The sequence below is a fragment of the Paenibacillus sp. JNUCC 34 genome (assembly GCF_058269055.1).
The window spans coordinates 5,700,224-5,720,088 of the sequence record NZ_CM177770.1; the positions used below are offsets into that span (position 1 = coordinate 5,700,224).

Genomic DNA, 19,865 nt, shown 5'->3' on the forward strand with positions numbered 1-19,865 from the left:
TTAATAGCTCCCTTCTGCTTTCGCAATTTTAGCGTTGATCTCTCTTACGCCGAGTAGACTATCAATGCTGGACTGCAACCGTTCTATATATAATTGCTCACTGAATTTCTCAGCATGTTGCCGAATAAGTTCAGGATTCCAATCATACTGATCAAAGCGTTTGATTGTTGCGATCAATGAGTTTACCGACTGTTCCTCGAAAAATAATCCTGTCAGTTCCGATACGACTGTGTCCAAGGCTCCACCCCCAGAGTAAGCGATGATCGGTCTACCGCATGCATTGACTTCAAGCGGCGTAATACCAAAATCCTCAATACCTGGAAACATCAACGCTTTGCAATGCTGCATGTAACGGACGACCTCTTCATCACTTCTCCTCCCGAGAAAAGTAACTGTATCGCCTGCTAGCTGCTCAAGTCTCTGCCTATCCGGCCCATCTCCAACTACGAGCAACCTCTGACCTAACCGGGTGCAGGCCTCTACGGCCAGATCGATTTTTTTGTAAGATACTAACCTGGAGACAACCAAAAAATAGTCCTCCGGCTCTCCCTCACTGATGTTAAACCGACTAATTTCTACGGGAGGAAATATGACCGGGACATTCATGCCATACCATTGCCCGATTCTCTCTTTCACGATGGTAGAATTGGCAATCAGGTAATCTACCCGCTTAGAGTTGTTTTTATCCCATGCCTGGAGAGGGTAGGTAAAGCATTTTGCTAACCGTTTCATGATATTCGGTACTTGGACGCTTTCCATATACGAGTCAAAATCCCATGCAAAACGCATTGGCGCATGGCAGTAGCAGACATGAATACTTTGGCGGCCTTTCTGCACACCTTTCGCATATGCGCTGCTAGAGCTGAGAATAAGATCGTATCCCTTTACCTTCATTGACCGCATAGCAAATGGATACAGCCAGAAAAACAGTTTGAATTTGCTTAATATCCCCGGTATTCGTTGCATCCAAGTCGTATGGATAACAGCATCCTTTAATTCGGGAAGTAGTTTGTTGTGATCGACAATCGTCGTATAAATCGGCGCATCGGGGAACATTTTGTGGAATACGGCCACGACCCGTTCTGCTCCCCCCATTTGATTTAGGTAATCATGCACAATGGCTACTTTCAAATTCCGCATTATACGATCTCCTTTGCCCGCTGTCGCTCCATTAATTCGACGCCAGGTCTCATCAATAGCTGCTGATAAATCAGTTCAATTTTTTGAGACGTCTGTGTAATGGAGAACATCGCCTTCGCCCGATCCTGTCCGTTTTGACTAAGTCTAGTCCAAACAATCCCATCATCAAGCACCTGACGGATGCAATGTGTAAGTTCCTCGATATTCCCGATTTCATACATGAATCCGCTCACACCATGTTCGATGATCTCAGGTACACCGCCTCCTCTTGTCCCTACGACAGGCGTACCTTGTGACATGGCTTCAATAATGACCCGACCGAAGGGTTCATGATCCGAACATAATAAAAGGAGATCTGCTGCACAGCAGATCTCCAATACATCTTCTCTGAATCCTGTAAATATAACTTTATCTTCAAGACACAAGGATCTAACCTTCTCTTGCAATCTGTCGAGATAACGTTCATTCTCTTGCCTGAACTTGGCTTCTCCGACGATCCATAGAACCAGATTCCGTTCCTCACTAATAAGACTTGCGAATGCTTCTATTGCATCTTCTTGCCTCTTCCACGGGGCAATTTGACCGATAATGGCCAACACTCGTGCTTCTTGAGGTGTTTTTAATTCTGAACGGATTCCCTCTTTTATTACTTGTCTTCCTTCGGTATTAAAGCTCCTAAGTTCCACACCGTTATGTACAAGATGACACCGTCCTTCCACGGAAGAATGAGCTATACCTTGAATGACAGATTCAGAAATACCGATTAGCGCCTGAGCGGTATTCCCTGCAAGCTTTTGAACAAGCTTGCCAATGTAACCCTGTGGAGGCATGTCTCGTATATGCCATACAACTGGCAGCCGATGGTACCATTTGAATAAGCCAGCCATAATGCCGGCCCTTATGGAATTGGCATGTATGAGATCCACCTGACTTTTTTTCATAAGAAGAGCAAGCTTCCATCCTGCCCACAGCATCCCAAAAACATAGACAACAAGAAGAAATGGATTTTTGGTCATTCTCGCCCGGAAACTGGGTAGAGCAACGACTTCAAGTCCTTGGCTGCGTGCCTTCTGCAGCAATTCCCCCTCCGGAGCAAATAAAATCGGATGTGCCTTCGTTAAATATTTCGCGGTCAACAAGAGGCTGATCTCCGCACCACTTATGGTACTCGTATGGTTATAAAAAGCGATTTTCATCTTCTGAATACCTTTCTTTTATCAATCTCTTCCGTAAACACTTCGGTCACAGCCTCTGCCACTCTCCCCCATGTATACCGATTCAGTACATATTCTCTGCACGCTTCCCGAGAAGGAAGAAATGAATCTTTATTCAGAACGTCAATAATTTTCTTGCTTATTGAGTCAGATGTCCCGTCATTAAACATCAATTCATCCGATATCTGATGTAAAATCTCTTTTGTTCCCCCATAAGGGGTTCCCAGCACTGGCGTTCCACAGGCAAGAGACTCTACGGTGATAAGACCAAATCCCTCTAGTGTGAGTGTCGGAACTAAGCTGATATCTGCAGCCTGATAATATTCAACAAGTTCTTCATTCGAAATTCTGCCAAGTAGTTTTACATGAGAAGAAAGTCCGAGCTGAAGGATCAAAGCATCATATTCCGCTCGCATCGGCCCATCTCCACCGATGAATAATCGGACGTCAGGGAATACACGAACCACATCCGCCATGGCATGAATCAGGCGGTCAATCCCCATTCTGCGAACCAATCTTCTAATGCAGAAGAGTATGGGCTGATTATGGGAGATGCCTAATTGTGCTCTCAATTGCTCCCGATTAGGATGCGGTCGGAAGCGATTGTGATCCACTGCACCTGGTATTATATGTATTTTCTGCTCATCTACGCCGTAGGTTTCGCTCAATATATCACGAAAATATTCACTAAGTACGATGAAGCTGTCGGAACGGCGGTAGGTTAATTGTTCCACTTGTTTTTTGACCCAGAACTTGGTTTCTTTTATGGCCTTCGTTGCCGTTTTCGTCTGTTGTACCTCTGTTTCCAACGCCCAAGGACCATGAAAATGTGTCACGATTGGTACATGAGGGGGGATTACTCTCCTCGTGACCATCGTAGTATAGAAAGCAAAATGAGGATTAAACACATCCGGTTGAAAAGATCTCACCGCTTGATTCGTATGCTTTTGTATTAATCTCATTCGAGGTAAATAATGTTTGATTTCCATTTCATGTGTAACGTTTCTAATATTGAGATCCGTGCTTATTTGCGATCCCTGAGGTGCAACGATGAAGCCGAGTTCAGAATGACCATGTTCTTTCATGGCACTAGAGTAATCGGCAAAATAACGGTTCAGCCCTCCGTACTGGATATCTATCCAACCCATTCCAGTCGATAGCACATTCATGATTATCTCTCTTTTCTTCAGTATGGTTTAACTAATTAGTAATCCCTCATAAATCTTTAACGTATCTTTCGCCACTCTTTCTACTGAATAATACTCCAGTCCTGTCAAAGCTCGTTTACGGTATTGATCTCTCATTTCGGAATCTTGAAACATTGTCATGATGGCCTCTGCCAATTTGTCTGGTGATTTTGGTGGCACCAGCATACCTGATTCACCGAAATCAAGAGCCTCTGGAATTCCATCAACATTCGTTGCGACAATGGCACAACCCGCTTCCCGGGCCTCGATCAATACTAAACCGAATGATTCTTTATGCGAAGGTAATACAAAAATATCGGCAGCCCTCATGTAATTATGCGGATTAGATTGATATCCTAAGAAATGAATATTATTCTTTCCAATAGATTGGTTAGCTTTCAATTCAAACTTTGATCTGTCCGGGCCATCTCCTAGAAGATACAAATTAGCCTCAGGATATTCAGTGGCAACGATTTCGAACGCTTCAAGTAAATCATTAATTCCTTTCCGTTCATAAAGACCAGCTACAGTTACAATAGACGGCCCATTAAGTATTACCTCTCCAGCAGCTTCCTTTCGGGAACTTCCGATAGTTCCGTTTAGTACGATGTGCAGTTTCTGCTCTTGAACACCTCGGTTTAACATCGCGGTAGCCACCGCCTGGCTTACTGCGATTACTGAATCGCCAACCTTCATTAAATTCGCACTTTTCTGAAATTCATTGTGAATATGGGTCACAATTTTATATTTCCGAAACCCTCTTGAAACACGTGATAGCAATGCTCCGGTCATCATATGTGCATGGATAATATCCGGCTTAAATTGTTTGACCATTTTTCGAAAATTAAAAAAAGCCTGCATCATTTGTGCCGGCCTTCTTGTCTGATCAAGTTTATAATGTTGAATATTGTTCTTTTGTAGCAGTTCTATATACTTCCCGCCTTCAGATGCAACCGCCACATTATGGCCTAATTTGGCCTGCTCGCAAGCTAAGTCGATCATGACATTAACGATTCCGTTACCAGACTGTTTGACATGATTGGCTATATGAAGAATATTCATTCGATCACCTCATTGAACTAACAATAATCGTATACCCTAGATAGCTTTTTCACTTCGCTTTTGATTACGAATTCGTTGTAGTAACCATAAAATATCATTCTTTGAAACGATCCAATCCTTGATTTTAATATGATGTCTAGTTGTATAGATAAGAAAAACGACCATCAACTCAACAATCGATGTTATCAACAACGATATAGCCGCACCCTCTATTCCTAAATGAGGAATCAATACATTTAATAATACAATGTTTAACCCAAGAGTTATTACTCGCATAACCGTTACAGTGCCTGGCTTACCAATAGACATAAACCCTTGGGACAAAATCCATGAAATACTAGTTATAGCCGTTTGAAAGATCAATATTCTAAACACTGACACTGCTTCAATAAATGATTGACCATACAGAAGTATTAAAAGATAAGGAGCAACTATAAAAATTCCAGTGCCAACAATAATGGTTACAACCGTGCTAATTCTATATACTTTAAAAGTTAATTTAAGTGCTTCCGTTTGTTGTAAGCCAGATGCTTTAGGGAACAGAACTAACGTAATTGCATTTTGAATCGTATTTAACATTTTAGATAAATTCAGAGAAACCACATATAGTCCCAAGCTACTCGGAGACAATAACCCTACAACCAAAATTTGATCAATATATCCGGAGAATGTTCCAGCAACATCTGTACCGTAGGATCTAATTCCATAGCTTAGCAGCTTTTTACCAGACTCAATCTTTCTTTGCTGCTTAATTTTATACTCTGAGACTAATCTCACCGTTATCCATAGAGCTACTGGAATTGCTGGGAACAAATACGCCACTGCCGTGTAAAACGGTGTTACGTGTCCTGTGATGACAAGACCACAGAGAAGGACTAAAGTGCTGAATACAGGGATATATCTGATAAAGTTAAAAAGGTGATATTCTTCCCTGGATTGAAGAGCTGCTGTATTAATCGTTCCCAACATGGCAATCGGAGACATTATCAAGGCCCAAGTTGCAAATTGAATAACTTCATTGGAGTAGCCCTTCAGCCAAAATGGAATAAATACAAAACCAATTGCAATCGCAACACAACCGAGCATTAAACTCATGTACAAAGATGTGATATATAATGAACCTTGGTTCTCATCTTTTTTTTTCATATAGTAAACCAATGAGGCTGGGATTCCCAATGTTAAGGAATACGCCAGGAATCTGGGCCACATAATCATCGCTGCTTGTTCTCCTCGCCCCTCTGGCCCTAAAAACCTTGCTATGATAATACCTGTTAATACATTTAATCCAAGAATAAATACATTAGATGCAAATATTTGTACTACATTCCCTAAACTACCGAATTTCTTTCTTTGTTTGATCAAATTTAGTATTGCCATATGTATTATCCCTTCAAACTTGCTTCACTGGTATTTAAACTTAAATTCAAATTGTAGTTGATAATTCCCATGTATTTGTTAGACATATTCTCCCACGAGTTCTTTCGGGCATCCTCCCTTGCTCTTAGGGACATCATCTCTAATCTTTCTTTATTAGACACTAGCTCTCTCAGTACGTTCATTAGAGTTGGTGTATCATCTGGATCTTCAATCACAACTGCAGAATTATCAGATAAGAGTTCAACTGCTCCACATCTACTGCTCGTTATAACCGGTAATCCTGAGGCCATTGCTTCTAATATAACAAGTGAAAATGGCTCGTATCTCGAAGGGAAAATAAACAAATCTGCAAGTGACATGATCTCTGCGATATCTTTCCTGTATCCTAGAAAATGAACACGATCAGTTATTCCCAAACTTTCTGCTAAACTAGGATACTTACTCTTCTCAGTATATCCAAGCACTAACAGGTTTACCGTTTCTACCTTAGCGAGAGCATGAAGTACTGTGTCCAAGTTTTTCCTTGTTGATTTCAAGTCTCCAGCAAACAAAGCATACGTTTTATTGACATCTAAATTAAAATCATCCCGATTAACCGATCGCGGATAAAACTCATTCAAATCAACACCATTTGAAATAACGGAAATTCGTTGATAATCTACTTTTGCATCCTGTACCAATTCTTGTTTTACTTGTTCAGAAACTGCAATTACTTGTTTAGTACGTTTTAGTGCATGGCGCTCTAAGAACGCATTTAAGCTGTTGTATATCAATTGATAAATGGCCTTTACATTTTTTTGTTCACGATATGGATGATATTTCGATTTCACCCATGCACTGTGAACAAAGTGAATGCAGTTTATATCTGACTTTGCATAAGTAATAAAGCCATTAACGACGATAAGCTCTAATTCCCTCTTATTCATCCAAATCCAAGCGGCAGACAACATGGCAAACAATTGATATCGCAATAATGCGGTTGGAATTTTTCTTAAATTAATTTTTATCCACTCAACCCGATCATGATTTTGAAGTTCTTCCGACAACTCTGCAGATATAACCACAATTTTGTGTCCTTGCTTTAATGCTTCTAATATAACCTCGTAATTAACCCTTCCTTGCCCGTCTCCTTTTTTAACCATGTGTGTAACGAAACAGATTTTCATCGGCTTACCTCTTTCATCACTTTGTTATTACTCAAAAGCGAATGTTGCATGATTGTATCCAGGAGTGCTTCGGCAATTTTGTTGTGGCCATTTTCATTTGGGTGAAAACGATCATAAAAATAATCATTCCATTTATGCAATGCTTGAGATGAGTCACACATAAATAATCTGTTACTAGATTTATTATGCTCATAAATATCTTTCATTACCTCTCTATATTTCCTCATAGATTCAGGAGACCCAGGAAAGTATTTCTCTTCGATATCACCAGGGGTTAGAAATATAATGTTCGTTTTTGTATTATGCTGAAAGATGGTCAAAATAAAGTCCGAGGTTTGTTGTTCAAACTCTTCTAAACTCATCCACTGCTTGCCCCCAAATACTTTAATGAGGGTAACTTTCACTCTCCATCGCAGCCCTGACTCTATTTTTTCTAACAGTCTTCTAGTAAATCGAGTTGAATAATAGGCTCTTGGATCCATCCAACCAGGTCTCCTCCACCTTTTTGGTAGAAACTTTAAATATTTTCTTTGCTCTCTTACGACTGCTTCCGTATTCCCATGCGCATAAACGATGATGTCTGGTTGTAATTCCACAATTTTTTCCTCATATTTCCTTCTCGACTCATTAATCTGCATTGCACTAGCACCAAAATTAATGATCTGAACGGATTGAGAATAGGAAGAATTTAGTTTCGCTTGCAGTAAATTTGCATAACTCGTTCTAGATCTAGTTACGCCTAACCCTTCTGTAATCGAGCCACCTAAAAAAACGATCAACATTCTATATCTCCCCTCGATTTGAGGACTTTGGTAAATAAGCTAGCGAAACAACAAACAACAGAATAAAGCCACTTAATCCGCGCATAACGTTACTTGCAAATAGAAGAAATAAAACCGCACTAATTGCTGCAAGTGAAATTGGAGAATATTCTTTTTCTGTCTTACTCAACTTAAACAGATAAAAAAAGAAATAGCCCAATGTTGTTATTACAGCTAATCCCAATGGAAGTCCAAATGTATAAAATAGGTTTAAATAACCATTATCAAATGCTACCAGCGTATCTGTATTTGAGGTCAGTTTTGCTCCTAAACCCGAACTTCCCAGACCCTTTCCTACAGGGTTAGATAATAATTGTGATAAGATATTGCTTGAAAAGCTAAGTCTTTCATTGAACGAATGATCTTCTTCTATTGATCCAAATGTTTCAATACGAGAGGTAACATTATTAGCGCCTGGTAATATTGGAAGGATAAATATATACGCCAAAAAAATAATGAAACCCAGAACAAGCAATTTTATTCTGCTTTTTAAGGGAGATCTAATAAAGTACGCAATTACCATTACTACATAGGCAATCCATCCAACCCGGACCAAAGTGAGAAGCAATGCAAATGCTACGATCATCATGCCAATGATTCCAAACGCTCTCCATCTTTTCTGAACTGTCATAACAGCCAACGCTAAACCAAGGAATACACCGGCTGGTCCAGGAGAATTCAAGAAAGAAAAAAGCCGAAATTTTTGCGGCTGAGAAAGCCCAATCGAATTCATTTCGGAGTTTATCATCCAAAATTCGTCCCAAGGGGGGAGCACTAAATATTGATATATCCCATAAGCAGCAACGATTACAGCAAGATAAGTAAAACTCCTCAGCCACTTATCGCGGATATCACTGTCGAATTTGCTTACACTCACATAAGTAAAAACAAGAAACGGGACAACATAATTTAGCAGATCAAAAACAGATGACAATCCGTATTTCACAAAACCGATACTAAATCCATAGATTAAGGCGGCGCCCATAATTTTCAGTATGAAGCTAACCCTACTATCAATTTGCTTGATATTTTGTATCACTGGTAACAATAAAACAAAACTTACACAATAAGGTACTAGTGAGATGATCGAGGTATCGCTGTATGATTGAAATAACCAATCCATTAAACGCCTTAATTCTGGACTCACTACCCATATTAATAGAGTATATGGAAGTAATAGTCTCGATTTATAAGCATAGATGTGCAATGAAATAAATATACTCAGGAGAAGAAATGTAAATTCTAGGAGTTTCATATGAAGTGAACCTATTGAGCCTACGAATCCAACACTTATCCCGAGCACTAGTACTGCTATTAGTTTCATCAATCCATTAAACGATACTCCTATGATGGTCCTTAAATTGCTTTTTCCAAAGAACCTCTCCACGTTTTCCAACCACCCCATCTACCTTTAAATGCCAGTATGACTTTTTTAAAGGCTATGTTTTTTTGCCTAGGCAGTATTCTAAAGAATTGAACGACTCCAGGAGATGATTTACTTCCAACTGTTAATGCCCAGAATAAATATAAATATCTATTTACTAATTTAAAGTGTTTTAAAATAGAATAAGTTTCATTATGCGCCATATTGAAAAAAGCTATTTCGTTAAAGCTATTTCTTCTATCTTCGTCAAACCTTTCAGCTGGAAAATGATCTACACACAATTGTGGATCATAGATCAACTTCCAGCCTTTTTTCTTAACAGATAAGCTAATCTCCATTTCGTTATATACTTGTGCACCAGTACCTTTTAACCTCTCATCAAATTTCAATCCTTTAATTGCATCTTTCCGAAAGCTCATATTTGCGCCTTTTAAGATATCCACCTCTCGAGCTTTTCCCATACCAATATGATGATTGCCGATGATTCGACCGTACGGCTTAATAATACCGACATTTTGTTTCATAGCTGGAATCGGTTTTCCTCGGGAATGTACAATATCTCTCCCCCCAACTCCTCCTACATTGGGTTCGATTCGATAGTGATTTTCAATTTTTTCGAGCCAATCCACATGAGGAACTGTATCATCATCAGTTAGAACCACAATTGAACCCACGCTTTGCTCGATCCCAAAGTTCAAAGCAGCTATAACACCAGTCTGTTCTATTTGAACAATCTTTAAATTCTTTATGGAGATCGTTGATAAACGCTTTAATGTACACTCATCTGTGTTTCTTACAACAACTATGATTTCATCAGGATATCTATTTTGCCTTTCAATTCCTTTCATACAATTTAAAAGAGCTTCAACCCTGTTATAAGTCGGAACGATTACGCTTATGGTCATATTCATTCTCTAAACACTCCATCTTTAATAGGCTGAATTCGGGAATACAATAATCTTTACCGTTCTAAATAAGACCTTTACATCAAGCCATAGACTTCTGCGCTCGATATACTCCAAATCTAATTCCAGCATCTCATGGAAGCTTAAATTGTTTCGTCCACTTACCTGCCACAAACCAGTACATCCGGGAGTAACCTTCAATCGTAGCTTGTCATAACTACTGTATTGATTAACTTCTCTTGGTAATGCTGGTCTTGGCCCTACAAGAGACATCTCGCCGCGGATTACATTCCATAACTGTGGCAACTCATCTATGCTGGTCTTACGGATAAACTTCCCAACCCTTGTAATGCGAGGATCTTCTTTCATCTTAAACATTGCACCACTAATCTCATTTTGATCGAGCAGTTTCTCTAGTAACTCCTCCGCATTCGAAACCATAGAGCGAAACTTATACATTCGGAATGGTCTCTCGTCCTTACCGATGCGTGTCTGATAAAAAAAAACAGAACCTTTTGGGTCCTCCAGTTTAATTAATATGACTACGACTAAGAAGAGCGGAGTTAACAGAACAAGCCCAATGAGGGCGCAGATGAAATCCATAACCCGTTTGGCCATAAGAAACAGGACTCTGGGCTTCCCCTTTTTCTGGGCATAATTTGTGTAAATCGAGTTCCCCTCGAGAACAACTTCTATTTCGTTTCGTTGCGGAGTGGGAGACACTTACCTTCACCTCATTAGCGATTTATTTTACTAAGATATTCTCGTTCGAGAATGGCTTCTATACCCTGTAGCAACGGCTTCCGTAGTTCATTATTCTGCAATGCAAAATCAAGTGTAGTCATAATAAATCCAAGCTTCTCGCCAACATCATAACGAATGCCCTCAAAATCATATGCATACACGCCTTGGCTCACATTTAGCTTTTGGATGGCATCTGTCAACTGAATTTCCCCACCAGCACCCTCCTCCTGATGTTCAAGAAATTCAAATATGTCGGGCGTCAATATATATCTTCCCATGATTGCCAAACGGGATGGAGCCTGACCCGCTTGTGGCTTCTCTACGAAATAATCTACTTCATATAAACGATCGAATCTTTCCAGGGGAGCTACGATTCCATAACGCTCCGTTTGCTCAAAGGGAACGGTCTGAACACCAATCACTGATTTCTGCAATTGCTCAAACTGCTCCGCGAGCTGCCGAATACAAGGTTTATGAGATTGGACAATATCATCCCCAAGGAGCACAGCGAACGGCTCATCTCCAATAAAGTTACGAGCACACCAAACGGCATGGCCAAGTCCCTTAGCTTCCTTCTGACGTATGTAATGAATGTCTACATTTGAGGAGCGGCGCACTTCATCAAGGAGATCAAATTTCCCCTTACTGAACAGATTATTTTCCAGCTCGAACGCATGGTCGAAATGGTCTTCAATGGAACGTTTGCCTTTACCCGTCACGATAATAATATCCTCAATCCCTGACGCCACCGCTTCTTCCACAATGTATTGAATAGTGGGTTTATCCACGATCGGAAGCATTTCTTTTGGCATTGCTTTTGTTGCAGGCAAGAACCGCGTCCCTAGACCCGCTGCAGGAATAATTGCTTTTTTTACTTTCTTCATCTCTCATTCACTACCCATCTCTATTTATTCTTGATACCAAAGCCAAGATGATTGCCATTGTAGTAGAAAAGCCTAGCTATGCACTCTTCAATCTGAAAAGAACATAGCTAAATTTTCTAGTAAGGGCATTTAACCCGTCCTCACATCACACCCTCGACAATAATGTCTAAGGTCAATAAGACCCACAGCGTGACCGAGTGTCTACAGTGAAAGAGGTGCAGTAGACATTACCTTTGTTTCTGTGGCTGTTAAGCCATTAATCCAAAATGTTCTGTTTAGTACTGTTAAGGATTATTTCGCTTCTTTATTAATCACAATACCCAGCATTCGTGCATTCACATGATCCAATTGCTCTTTGGCTTTCTTCAGATGTTCTTTCCTCACCTTGCCTGCAGCAACTACCATTACAACACCATCACACAACGCGCTAACGATGACACTGTCCGTTACAGCAAGCACTGATGGTGTGTCGATGAGAATAAGGTCATACTGCTGCTTGAATTGTTCCAACAGTTCCCGCATTGCTGTTGAATCAATAATCTCTGACGGATTCGCTGGTAAAGGTCCGGAAGGGAGCAGCGACAGATGGCTGACGATCGTTTCCTGGATCACGTCTTGCACACTCGTATGTCCTGCTAACAGCGTGCTTAAGCCTTGATGGTTCGACTGGGAGAAAACACGGTGTAGCGAAGGCTTACGCATATCCAGATCAATAAGAAGCACCTTCTTGCCTTCCTGTGCATAGGTAACAGCCAAGTTGCTAATCGTTGTGGTTTTGCCTTCCCCTGCCTGAGAGGATGTAACCATAACGGTCTTTAATTCCTCATCTTTAGAAGAGAAGTGGATTTTTGTTCGAAGCAACCGGTACACTTCCGATATAGGCGATTTGGGATTCATGGATACAATTAGGCTGCTATCATTGATTGATCGTCGCATACTGGCTCTCACCCACTTTTGTTTTTTGTATTGCTTTCGCTCTCCCGGACTTCTTCAGATCGCCTCTGGAGATCTTTCCTACAACAGCAAGCACGGGAACGTCCAAAATTTCAATGATGTCAGCTTCTGTCTTCAACGTATCGTCCAGATAATCGAGCAAAAATACAAGTCCGATCGCCAACATAAGCGAAACAACAAAGCTGATTAATATGTTCCTGATCGGATTGAAATTGATTGGCGCAGGCGATGCTTCCGTATCTGCCTCGCTTAAGATGGTGATGTTATCAACATTCATGATGTGAGGGATTTGCTCTTTGAACACTGTGGAGACCGCATTTACGATCTCAGCGGCCTTAGCGTAGGATGTATCCTGATAGACCAGGTTCATTACTTGTGAATTGTTCGCCGATGTGACGGATATCTTTGCAGATAATTGCCAGGTACTCTCGCCTAAGTTAGGGAATTTTTCGACAACCTCATTCATAATGGCGGATGACTTGATAATCTCCTTGTAAGAATTAATAAGAAAAATGCTCGTTTGTATCGTGCTCGCATTAAGGGTTGTCGATCCATCACCCGAGGACTGATTAACGATAAGCTTGGCATTCGCCGCATAGATCGGAGTAGTAAAGTAAAAACTTTTGACTCCTGTCGCTGCAATCGCAATGATTATGACAGTCGCTATCAACCACCATTTCTTTAGCAAGACTCTAAAATATTGTTTAAGTTCCATTCACTTGTAACCCCCCGCTTAATTTCTGAAAGTAAGAAGTATATTCCGAACTTTATTTTCGAATGCTCAAAATTCTTTCGCCGATACGATATGTATATTTTATACGTCATAATTTACGATACAATCTGTATCATGTCAAGGATATATTGTGTAAAAACTCCGATTTTGTGACGTCTTGTATCACTGAACTTTATGATAGCGTTTGCTTTTACCTATATTAATAGTTATTCGTAACATCACCATTACTAAGTCCCAAAACAAAAAAAATCAGCTCTGTCGATCAAGTGATCAACATAACCGATTCTTTTAAGAAACTATTACAAAGTGAAGACCTCTTAGGTCACTGGTTTAATCTGCAAATTGCCATTTAAGACAGATAACTGATATCTACTGCCTGTAGTGGAATCAGTTAATATAAGTCCATTTCCTGATCCACCGATTTCTAAGGAATCTGTCATATAACTATGCGGGTACGGAGAATACGAGCCAATATGGTCCCATGTTACCATCACCCCAGCAATATATATTTCACCTACCTTCGGTAAAGCACCAATACTGAATTCGTACAATAGGCCTGTTTTACTTGCCAATTCCCTCCCTCGCAAATGTTTCCAACCTTTGGTCTTCCAGGTTAATGCATCATTGAAAATATATTCTGCATTTTGCGCTGAGATGCGCCCGATGGATTTATAAATACCTGAACTCTCAAATTCTGTTTCTAAAATAAAATATTGCATAGCTAAGTTCCGGTTAGCATCTCCCTGATACGGTAAATTCTGCGCATTGAATTTTATCCTAATGCTTGGTGAACTGACTCCATCCGGGGTTATCTTCAATATCACAGGATTATTTCCAATAACCTGCTTCATCTCATTACTGATAGGCATCGGCACATGATCAGCCGTGACAAGACTAATAGTACCGTTTGACACCAACCAATTGGATAACACTTCCGGATTTCTAAGCAGGTTCGGTGCCGAGACCGGCATCAGTGTCCGATGCTCTCTTTCCTGCATCCGCTCCTGTAAGTCAGCATTTCTGTACAACGGAGTCACTTTTCTACGAATTACCGTATCAGCCATCCCCAATCCGGTTAATTCGGATTCTTTGTCACCGGTTAAAGTATCAATATAAGCCGTCCCCATCGCACCCTGAGTCGTTGATTTTTTTAACGTTCCAAGATCATCATTAAATATAGCCGGAGCAGTAATGGTTCCAAACCAAGCTGCATACTGCTGTTTTTCACTAGGTTTTTTCAGATCATCGGGTAAGGAATACTCCCAACTTGAAGAATTCCCCGAATAACTTGTTACTGACCAGGTAAATCCGAAACCGAACACTCTCAAATTCGAAGTTGAGGATTTGTTCAACAATTTTATTGCGGCTTCTCCGCATTGTTCGAATAGAGTATTCATGTATATTCCGCTTAATCCTATAACTGAAGATGCACGGTTATAATCATCAAGTCCACTGTCAACGCATTGATAAATGGCATATGGGGAAAATCCAAGATGCACTCTATGCATGAGAGCATTAAAGCCCCCTCGATGTCCTGCTGTTAAAATCGTACCTAGCATGACTCCGCAGAACGCTCCTGAAATACCCCCACCTTGGTAAAAGTAATCTCCAGAATTAATGCGACAATATACACCAATCAATCCGTTCCAACCACAATCGTAAGAGGATACATGTCCATTGGTACTGTTAAGTAGCTGCCCAACTTTCACTCCAGAAGTTGTGATATTTCTAAATATTGGTGTCGCTGATCCTGCTACTTCGATTGCTGCTGTTCCAGCTGCAAACATGTCATATAAGCTTTGTTCAAATAAATCTTTATTAATCCAAGTTGTAAGATTTCTTGAGCTATATTTTGAAATTCCATTAACTGTGAAATCCTCAAATACAGCTTTTACTCCAGCATTTCGAATTCTTATACAAGGGAGCAAATCCGTTAAGCTGTCGAGGGGATCCCAGATCATTCTGGTACCCATTTGCCCGCTGTCCACATTAGGGGCGACCCCAAATATCCCGCGGCTATTGTTCTCTATGGTTTGTCTGATCCGATAATTTCCAGGAGGCACAAACATTCTGTAACGCTTCTCGCACATGGCCATCGCTGCTTGGAAAGCCGCAGTATCATCCGTCGTACCATCACCAACAGCTCCGAACCACTTGACGTTAATTCCACGGCTCTTCATTTCCTCATCTAGCACGTCGAAATTAAAGCTTAAATCTTTTGGAAGTATCGTATCCGTGGATGACCATTTATTCATCTTCATGAAATTCGTTTGTTGTTGGGTCATGCTCATCGCCTCCTTGCTACTATAGTAGTGATTGTATTTAACAAATGATTGATGAAGATGCCCATCTACGATTCAAGCCCCCACCTAATTATGAAATCAGGTCAATTCCAATCTTGAAAACAATACTGAAACTGCTATAATATACTAACTCGCCAAGATACAATTTGTATCCACATTTTCATCACATTCCGATATTTATAAAACTCCATTTACAATAGAAGCGTTTTCAAAGAAGGAGCTATCCTATGCGCATTATTCTTACTGTTCTATGGGCATTCGTCCTGTTCGTCTTCACTTGCTCGGTTAACCTCCATCTCCTGATCAGATATCACATCGTTGATTTTCAGTTCAATCCAACTCCCGATTGGTTGGAGCTGCTAAAACTTGATTTACAATGGTCAAGTAACGATTGGATTCTGCGAAAAATAGGCCATCTTATTGGTTTCTTCATTCTTGCCCTGCTTGCATCAGACTTCGGTAAATATAAGCACGCCTTCTACCTATCTGTTATCTATGCTGCATTAACTGAAATTCTCCAGCTATTCTTCTTCCGGGGTGGTCGGATCTATGATGTGATTAATGATTCCTTCGGTATTCTCCTTGCTTATCTATTTTGTATGATTCTGTTCCGCAAAAACCTAAAGCGTACAAGAAACATAAACAATGTACATTAAGGCTTTTTTATTCGATATGGGCATGATAGAAAAAAAACATTGATACAAATTGTATACTTGGTATATAATGACCATGATACGAATTGTATCAATATATATTACTGCAGGATGGGTCATAACGGAGGAAGATCGAATGAGTGCAATTGCTGGTATTTATCGTTTTAATGGAGAACCTGTCCAAGTAATGGAGCATGGCGAATTTGTAATGGAAGCATTGAGAAAGTATCCAGCTAATCAAAGCGGGGCGTGGCATAAGGATCACATCATGCTGGGTTGCCATGCGCAATGGATTACGGAACAGTCCACTCACGAATCATTACCTTCCTACGATCCGAATCGCGGGCTAGCCATAACGGCAGATGCCATTATTGACAACCGGGATGAATTAATGGATCAATTGCAAGTCTCCTATAACCTTAGGCCAAGCATGACAGACAGTGAAGTTTTACTGCTGGCGTATGAAAAATGGTCTGAACGAATGCCGGAACGACTGGTCGGAGATTTTGCCTTCGCCATCTGGGACGAGAAAAAGCAGCTCCTTTTTGGAGCAAGGGATTTCTCAGGCGCACGGACGCTCTATTATCATCGCAATGAGCAGCAACTTTCTTTCTGTACAATGATTAACCCCTTATTGTCTTTACCATATATACATAAAGAGCTTAATGAACCATGGTTAGCTGAATTTCTAGCGATCAGCGGTGTTTTCGAGCCACCCGATGTTTCAACTACGATTTATAACCATATCCATCAGCTACCGCCGTCTCATACGATAATCATCAAGCATGATCGGGTGTCGATTACCAGATACAATAGCCTTTCGGATGTCATTCCTTTGGAGCTTGCATCATCGCAAGAGTATGAGGAGGCATTCCGGGAGGTGTTCAATAAAGCCGTTACGGCAAGGCTCCGACGCACTCACCGAAATGTCGGCGCTCATCTTAGCGGAGGATTGGATTCAGGCTCTGTCGTCAGTTTCGCTGCCAAAGCATTGCAGAAGGATAACCGTCCCCTTCATACATTCAGTTACGTGCCAGAGGATGGATTTGTGGATTGGACACCAAAGCACAGATTTGCAGACGAAAGACCACTTATCAAGCAGACGGTGAAATTTGTGGGGAACATTAACGACAATTACTTGAATTTCAAAGGAAGAAGCCCCTTTTCGGAAATCGATGATTGGCTTGACATCTTGGAGTCTCCCTACAAGTTCTTCGATAATTCATTCTGGTTGAGAGGAATTTATGAGCAGGCAGAGCAGCGCGGAATTGGCATTCTGCTCAATGGAGCCAGAGGAAATTACAGTATCTCTTGGGGACCCGCAATTGAGTATTACACCAAACTCATGAAAAAGTTCAAATGGCTTCGCTTATCCCGAGAGATCAATCTGTACAGCAAAAATGTCGGAGTAGGACGCAAGCGGATCTATTCCATTATCAGCCGCAAAGCGTTTCCCCCTCTTGAACGACTAAGGCCTCTCAGTTCATCATATGAATTTCCGCAATTAATTCATTCAGACTTCGCAAAACGGACCGGTATCTATGATAAACTCAGAGACCGTAAATTTATCGGAATCGGCTCGACAGACGATCTACCGACAGATCCACTAGAAGCAAGAAGGCAGCATTTCGACCGTGTAAACATGTGGAGCACAACCGGAACAAGTGGCTGCAAGCTTTCTCTTCGTTATTCTTTATGGAGCCATGACCCTACCAATGATCTGCGAGTTATTCGTTTCTGCATGTCAACTCCAATAGAACAATTCGTTCAGAATGGCATGGATCGTGCATTAGTTCGACGGTCCACAAAAGGCTGGCTTCCTGATCCCATCCGGCTCAATCAACGAACGAGAGGGATACAAGCTGCTGATTCCATCCATAGGATGTTAAGCGACTGGCCTGTTTTCATCGAAGAGCTTGATCATTTGAACCGCGATTCTCGAATGCAGCAGATCATCAACATGCCTGTCATCCAAGATGCACTAACAGAAGCTCGCCATGGCATTAACCCAAATCAAGCCTACAATCCGTCCATCAAGCTGTTAATGCGCAGCTTAATCTTATACCGATTTCTCCAAAAAAACTTTTGAAAGGAGGTGAAATCAATGAAAAAGGAATGGAGCACACCTGCTTTGGAAGTTCTTGATATTAAGATGACTATGGCTGGTCCTGGTAATGCAATTCCAGATGCAGTTCAACCGGATCCCGATGAAATGATACACTACAGCTAAACCTAAAGCTATCATTCCTGAAAGTGCAGCCCCTATACGCCTTATTGGGTATAAGGGCTTTACTCTTTTATTCGTATTTTGAGCAATGGAGTGAGGACCTTGTTTCAAACTCTTAACAAAACCATATATAAAGCCTTTGGGCATTCGATACAAACCGACATCCCCCTGCCTGAGCTGCAGCAAATCGATCATCTTGATGAGGCCGTGGATATTGTCATCCGCTATGCCGACTTAACCGAAAGATGGTTGGAGCGTTCTGACTCGTCGAGGACATTCGTATGTACAGAGAGTATAGTCATGTTCAGGATTCCTGATCTGGCTGTCTTCGCCGTGGAAGACGGGACTACCATCTATATTTCTCCCGAAATTGACGCAGATGAAAATAAAATACGGTTATATGTTCTTGGAACATGCATGGGCGCTATTTTACTCCAGCGAAAAATACTTCCTTTGCACGGCAGTGCGATCGTCATTGACGATAAAGCCTACGCGTTCGTCGGCCATTCCGGACAAGGTAAATCTACGCTTGCTTCCGCTTTTCTGCAGCAAGGGTATCAGCTATTAACTGATGATGTCATCGCCATTACCCTGGATCATTGTAATATTCCTTATGTAACGCCGGCTTACCCCCAGCAGAAACTTTGGCAGGAAAGCTTGAATACCTTTGGCATGAGTTCGAATCAATTCCGTCCATTATTCGAGCGAGAAACCAAATACGCCATTCCTGTGGAATCCCATTTTTCTTCCGACACCCTTCCGCTAGCCGGTATATTTGAGCTGATGAAGACGGATTGTAACCAGGCCCAGATTCGAGCGGTTGAAAAGTTAGAACGGTTGCCGCTTTTGTATCGCCATACATACCGCAAATCCCTCCTATCAGACGGCGGGTTGACGAAATGGCATTTTGACATGACAGCCCGCATATCTGGCAGTGTCGACATTTTCCAGCTTCAACGCCCATTATATGAATCGACAGTGCATCAGCTAACCAATATGGTTCTAGATGCAATTGGAAAGTAAAAAATTAAAAAGTCGGCCTTAAGGAGCCGCTACAGAAATCAAACATGAAATGATAAGTAATATTGTATGTTATACAACATTAGGCAAG

The 19,865-nt window shown here is 41.1% G+C and carries 18 protein-coding genes; 4 read left to right on the plus strand and 14 right to left on the minus strand.

Features of this window, described 5'->3' with window-relative positions; genetic code table 11:
- The 14 genes from AC2TF5_RS26295 to AC2TF5_RS26360 all read right to left on the minus strand — a co-directional run bounded on the left by AC2TF5_RS26295 (position 1) and on the right by AC2TF5_RS26360 (position 15,856).
- Complete coding sequence (locus AC2TF5_RS26295; RefSeq protein WP_491300019.1) at positions 1–1,140, minus strand: glycosyltransferase; 1,140 nt, start codon at positions 1,138–1,140, stop codon at positions 1–3.
- On the minus strand, positions 1,140–2,336 hold the full coding sequence (locus tag AC2TF5_RS26300; protein ID WP_491300020.1) for a glycosyltransferase family 4 protein: 1,197 nt from the start codon (positions 2,334–2,336) through the stop codon (positions 1,140–1,142). Before AC2TF5_RS26300 ends, AC2TF5_RS26295 begins: the two co-directional genes overlap by 1 nt.
- On the minus strand, positions 2,333–3,523 hold the full coding sequence (locus AC2TF5_RS26305; protein WP_491300021.1) for a glycosyltransferase family 4 protein: 1,191 nt from the start codon (positions 3,521–3,523) through the stop codon (positions 2,333–2,335). The genes AC2TF5_RS26300 and AC2TF5_RS26305 overlap by 4 nt, the downstream gene beginning before the upstream one ends.
- Before the next feature lie 27 nt (positions 3,524–3,550).
- A complete protein-coding gene (locus tag AC2TF5_RS26310) occupies positions 3,551–4,603 on the minus strand; it encodes a glycosyltransferase (RefSeq protein ID WP_491300022.1) in 1,053 nt (350 codons plus the stop codon).
- Between the two features lie 36 nt (positions 4,604–4,639).
- A complete protein-coding gene (locus AC2TF5_RS26315; protein ID WP_491300023.1) occupies positions 4,640–5,980 on the minus strand; it encodes a lipopolysaccharide biosynthesis protein in 1,341 nt (446 codons plus the stop codon).
- A 5-nt stretch (positions 5,981–5,985) separates the two neighbouring features.
- Positions 5,986–7,146: a glycosyltransferase family 4 protein gene (locus AC2TF5_RS26320; protein ID WP_491300024.1), complete on the minus strand. Its 1,161-nt coding sequence runs from the start codon at positions 7,144–7,146 to the stop codon at positions 5,986–5,988.
- Positions 7,143–7,928, minus strand: coding sequence for an SGNH/GDSL hydrolase family protein (locus tag AC2TF5_RS26325; RefSeq protein ID WP_491300025.1), 786 nt, complete (start codon positions 7,926–7,928; stop codon positions 7,143–7,145). The genes AC2TF5_RS26320 and AC2TF5_RS26325 overlap by 4 nt, the downstream gene beginning before the upstream one ends.
- Position 7,929: 1 nt before the next feature.
- Positions 7,930–9,090: an O-antigen ligase family protein gene (locus AC2TF5_RS26330; protein ID WP_491300026.1), complete on the minus strand. Its 1,161-nt coding sequence runs from the start codon at positions 9,088–9,090 to the stop codon at positions 7,930–7,932.
- A 233-nt stretch (positions 9,091–9,323) separates the two neighbouring features.
- The gene (locus tag AC2TF5_RS26335; protein ID WP_491300027.1) at positions 9,324–10,262 is read right to left on the minus strand and encodes a glycosyltransferase family 2 protein; all 939 of its coding nucleotides are present in this window, start codon (positions 10,260–10,262) and stop codon (positions 9,324–9,326) included.
- Between the two features lie 18 nt (positions 10,263–10,280).
- Positions 10,281–10,979 (minus strand): sugar transferase, encoded by a 699-nt coding sequence (locus AC2TF5_RS26340; protein WP_491300028.1) that lies wholly within the window; start codon positions 10,977–10,979, stop codon positions 10,281–10,283.
- Between the two features lie 14 nt (positions 10,980–10,993).
- Positions 10,994–11,884: a UTP--glucose-1-phosphate uridylyltransferase GalU gene (galU, locus tag AC2TF5_RS26345; RefSeq protein WP_491300029.1), complete on the minus strand. Its 891-nt coding sequence runs from the start codon at positions 11,882–11,884 to the stop codon at positions 10,994–10,996.
- Positions 11,885–12,175: 291 nt separating this feature from the next.
- On the minus strand, positions 12,176–12,820 hold the full coding sequence (locus AC2TF5_RS26350) for a CpsD/CapB family tyrosine-protein kinase (RefSeq protein WP_491300030.1): 645 nt from the start codon (positions 12,818–12,820) through the stop codon (positions 12,176–12,178).
- Positions 12,801–13,553, minus strand: coding sequence for a YveK family protein (locus tag AC2TF5_RS26355; protein WP_491300031.1), 753 nt, complete (start codon positions 13,551–13,553; stop codon positions 12,801–12,803). The genes AC2TF5_RS26350 and AC2TF5_RS26355 overlap by 20 nt, the downstream gene beginning before the upstream one ends.
- Positions 13,554–13,888: 335 nt before the next feature.
- The gene (locus AC2TF5_RS26360) at positions 13,889–15,856 is read right to left on the minus strand and encodes a glycosyl hydrolase family 28-related protein (RefSeq protein ID WP_491300032.1); all 1,968 of its coding nucleotides are present in this window, start codon (positions 15,854–15,856) and stop codon (positions 13,889–13,891) included.
- A 245-nt stretch (positions 15,857–16,101) separates the two neighbouring features.
- On the opposite strand from AC2TF5_RS26360, the gene AC2TF5_RS26365 reads away from it, so the two are divergent.
- The 4 genes from AC2TF5_RS26365 to AC2TF5_RS26380 all read left to right on the plus strand — a co-directional run bounded on the left by AC2TF5_RS26365 (position 16,102) and on the right by AC2TF5_RS26380 (position 19,777).
- The gene (locus AC2TF5_RS26365; protein ID WP_491300033.1) at positions 16,102–16,530 is read left to right on the plus strand and encodes a VanZ family protein; all 429 of its coding nucleotides are present in this window, start codon (positions 16,102–16,104) and stop codon (positions 16,528–16,530) included.
- 133 nt (positions 16,531–16,663) lie between these two features.
- Positions 16,664–18,616, plus strand: coding sequence for an asparagine synthase-related protein (locus tag AC2TF5_RS26370; RefSeq protein ID WP_491300034.1), 1,953 nt, complete (start codon positions 16,664–16,666; stop codon positions 18,614–18,616).
- 15 nt (positions 18,617–18,631) lie between these two features.
- On the plus strand, positions 18,632–18,757 hold the full coding sequence (locus AC2TF5_RS26375) for a paeninodin family lasso peptide (RefSeq protein ID WP_491300035.1): 126 nt from the start codon (positions 18,632–18,634) through the stop codon (positions 18,755–18,757).
- Between the two features lie 99 nt (positions 18,758–18,856).
- A complete protein-coding gene (locus AC2TF5_RS26380) occupies positions 18,857–19,777 on the plus strand; it encodes a P-loop NTPase family protein (protein ID WP_491300036.1) in 921 nt (306 codons plus the stop codon).
- Positions 19,778–19,865 lie beyond the last annotated feature (88 nt).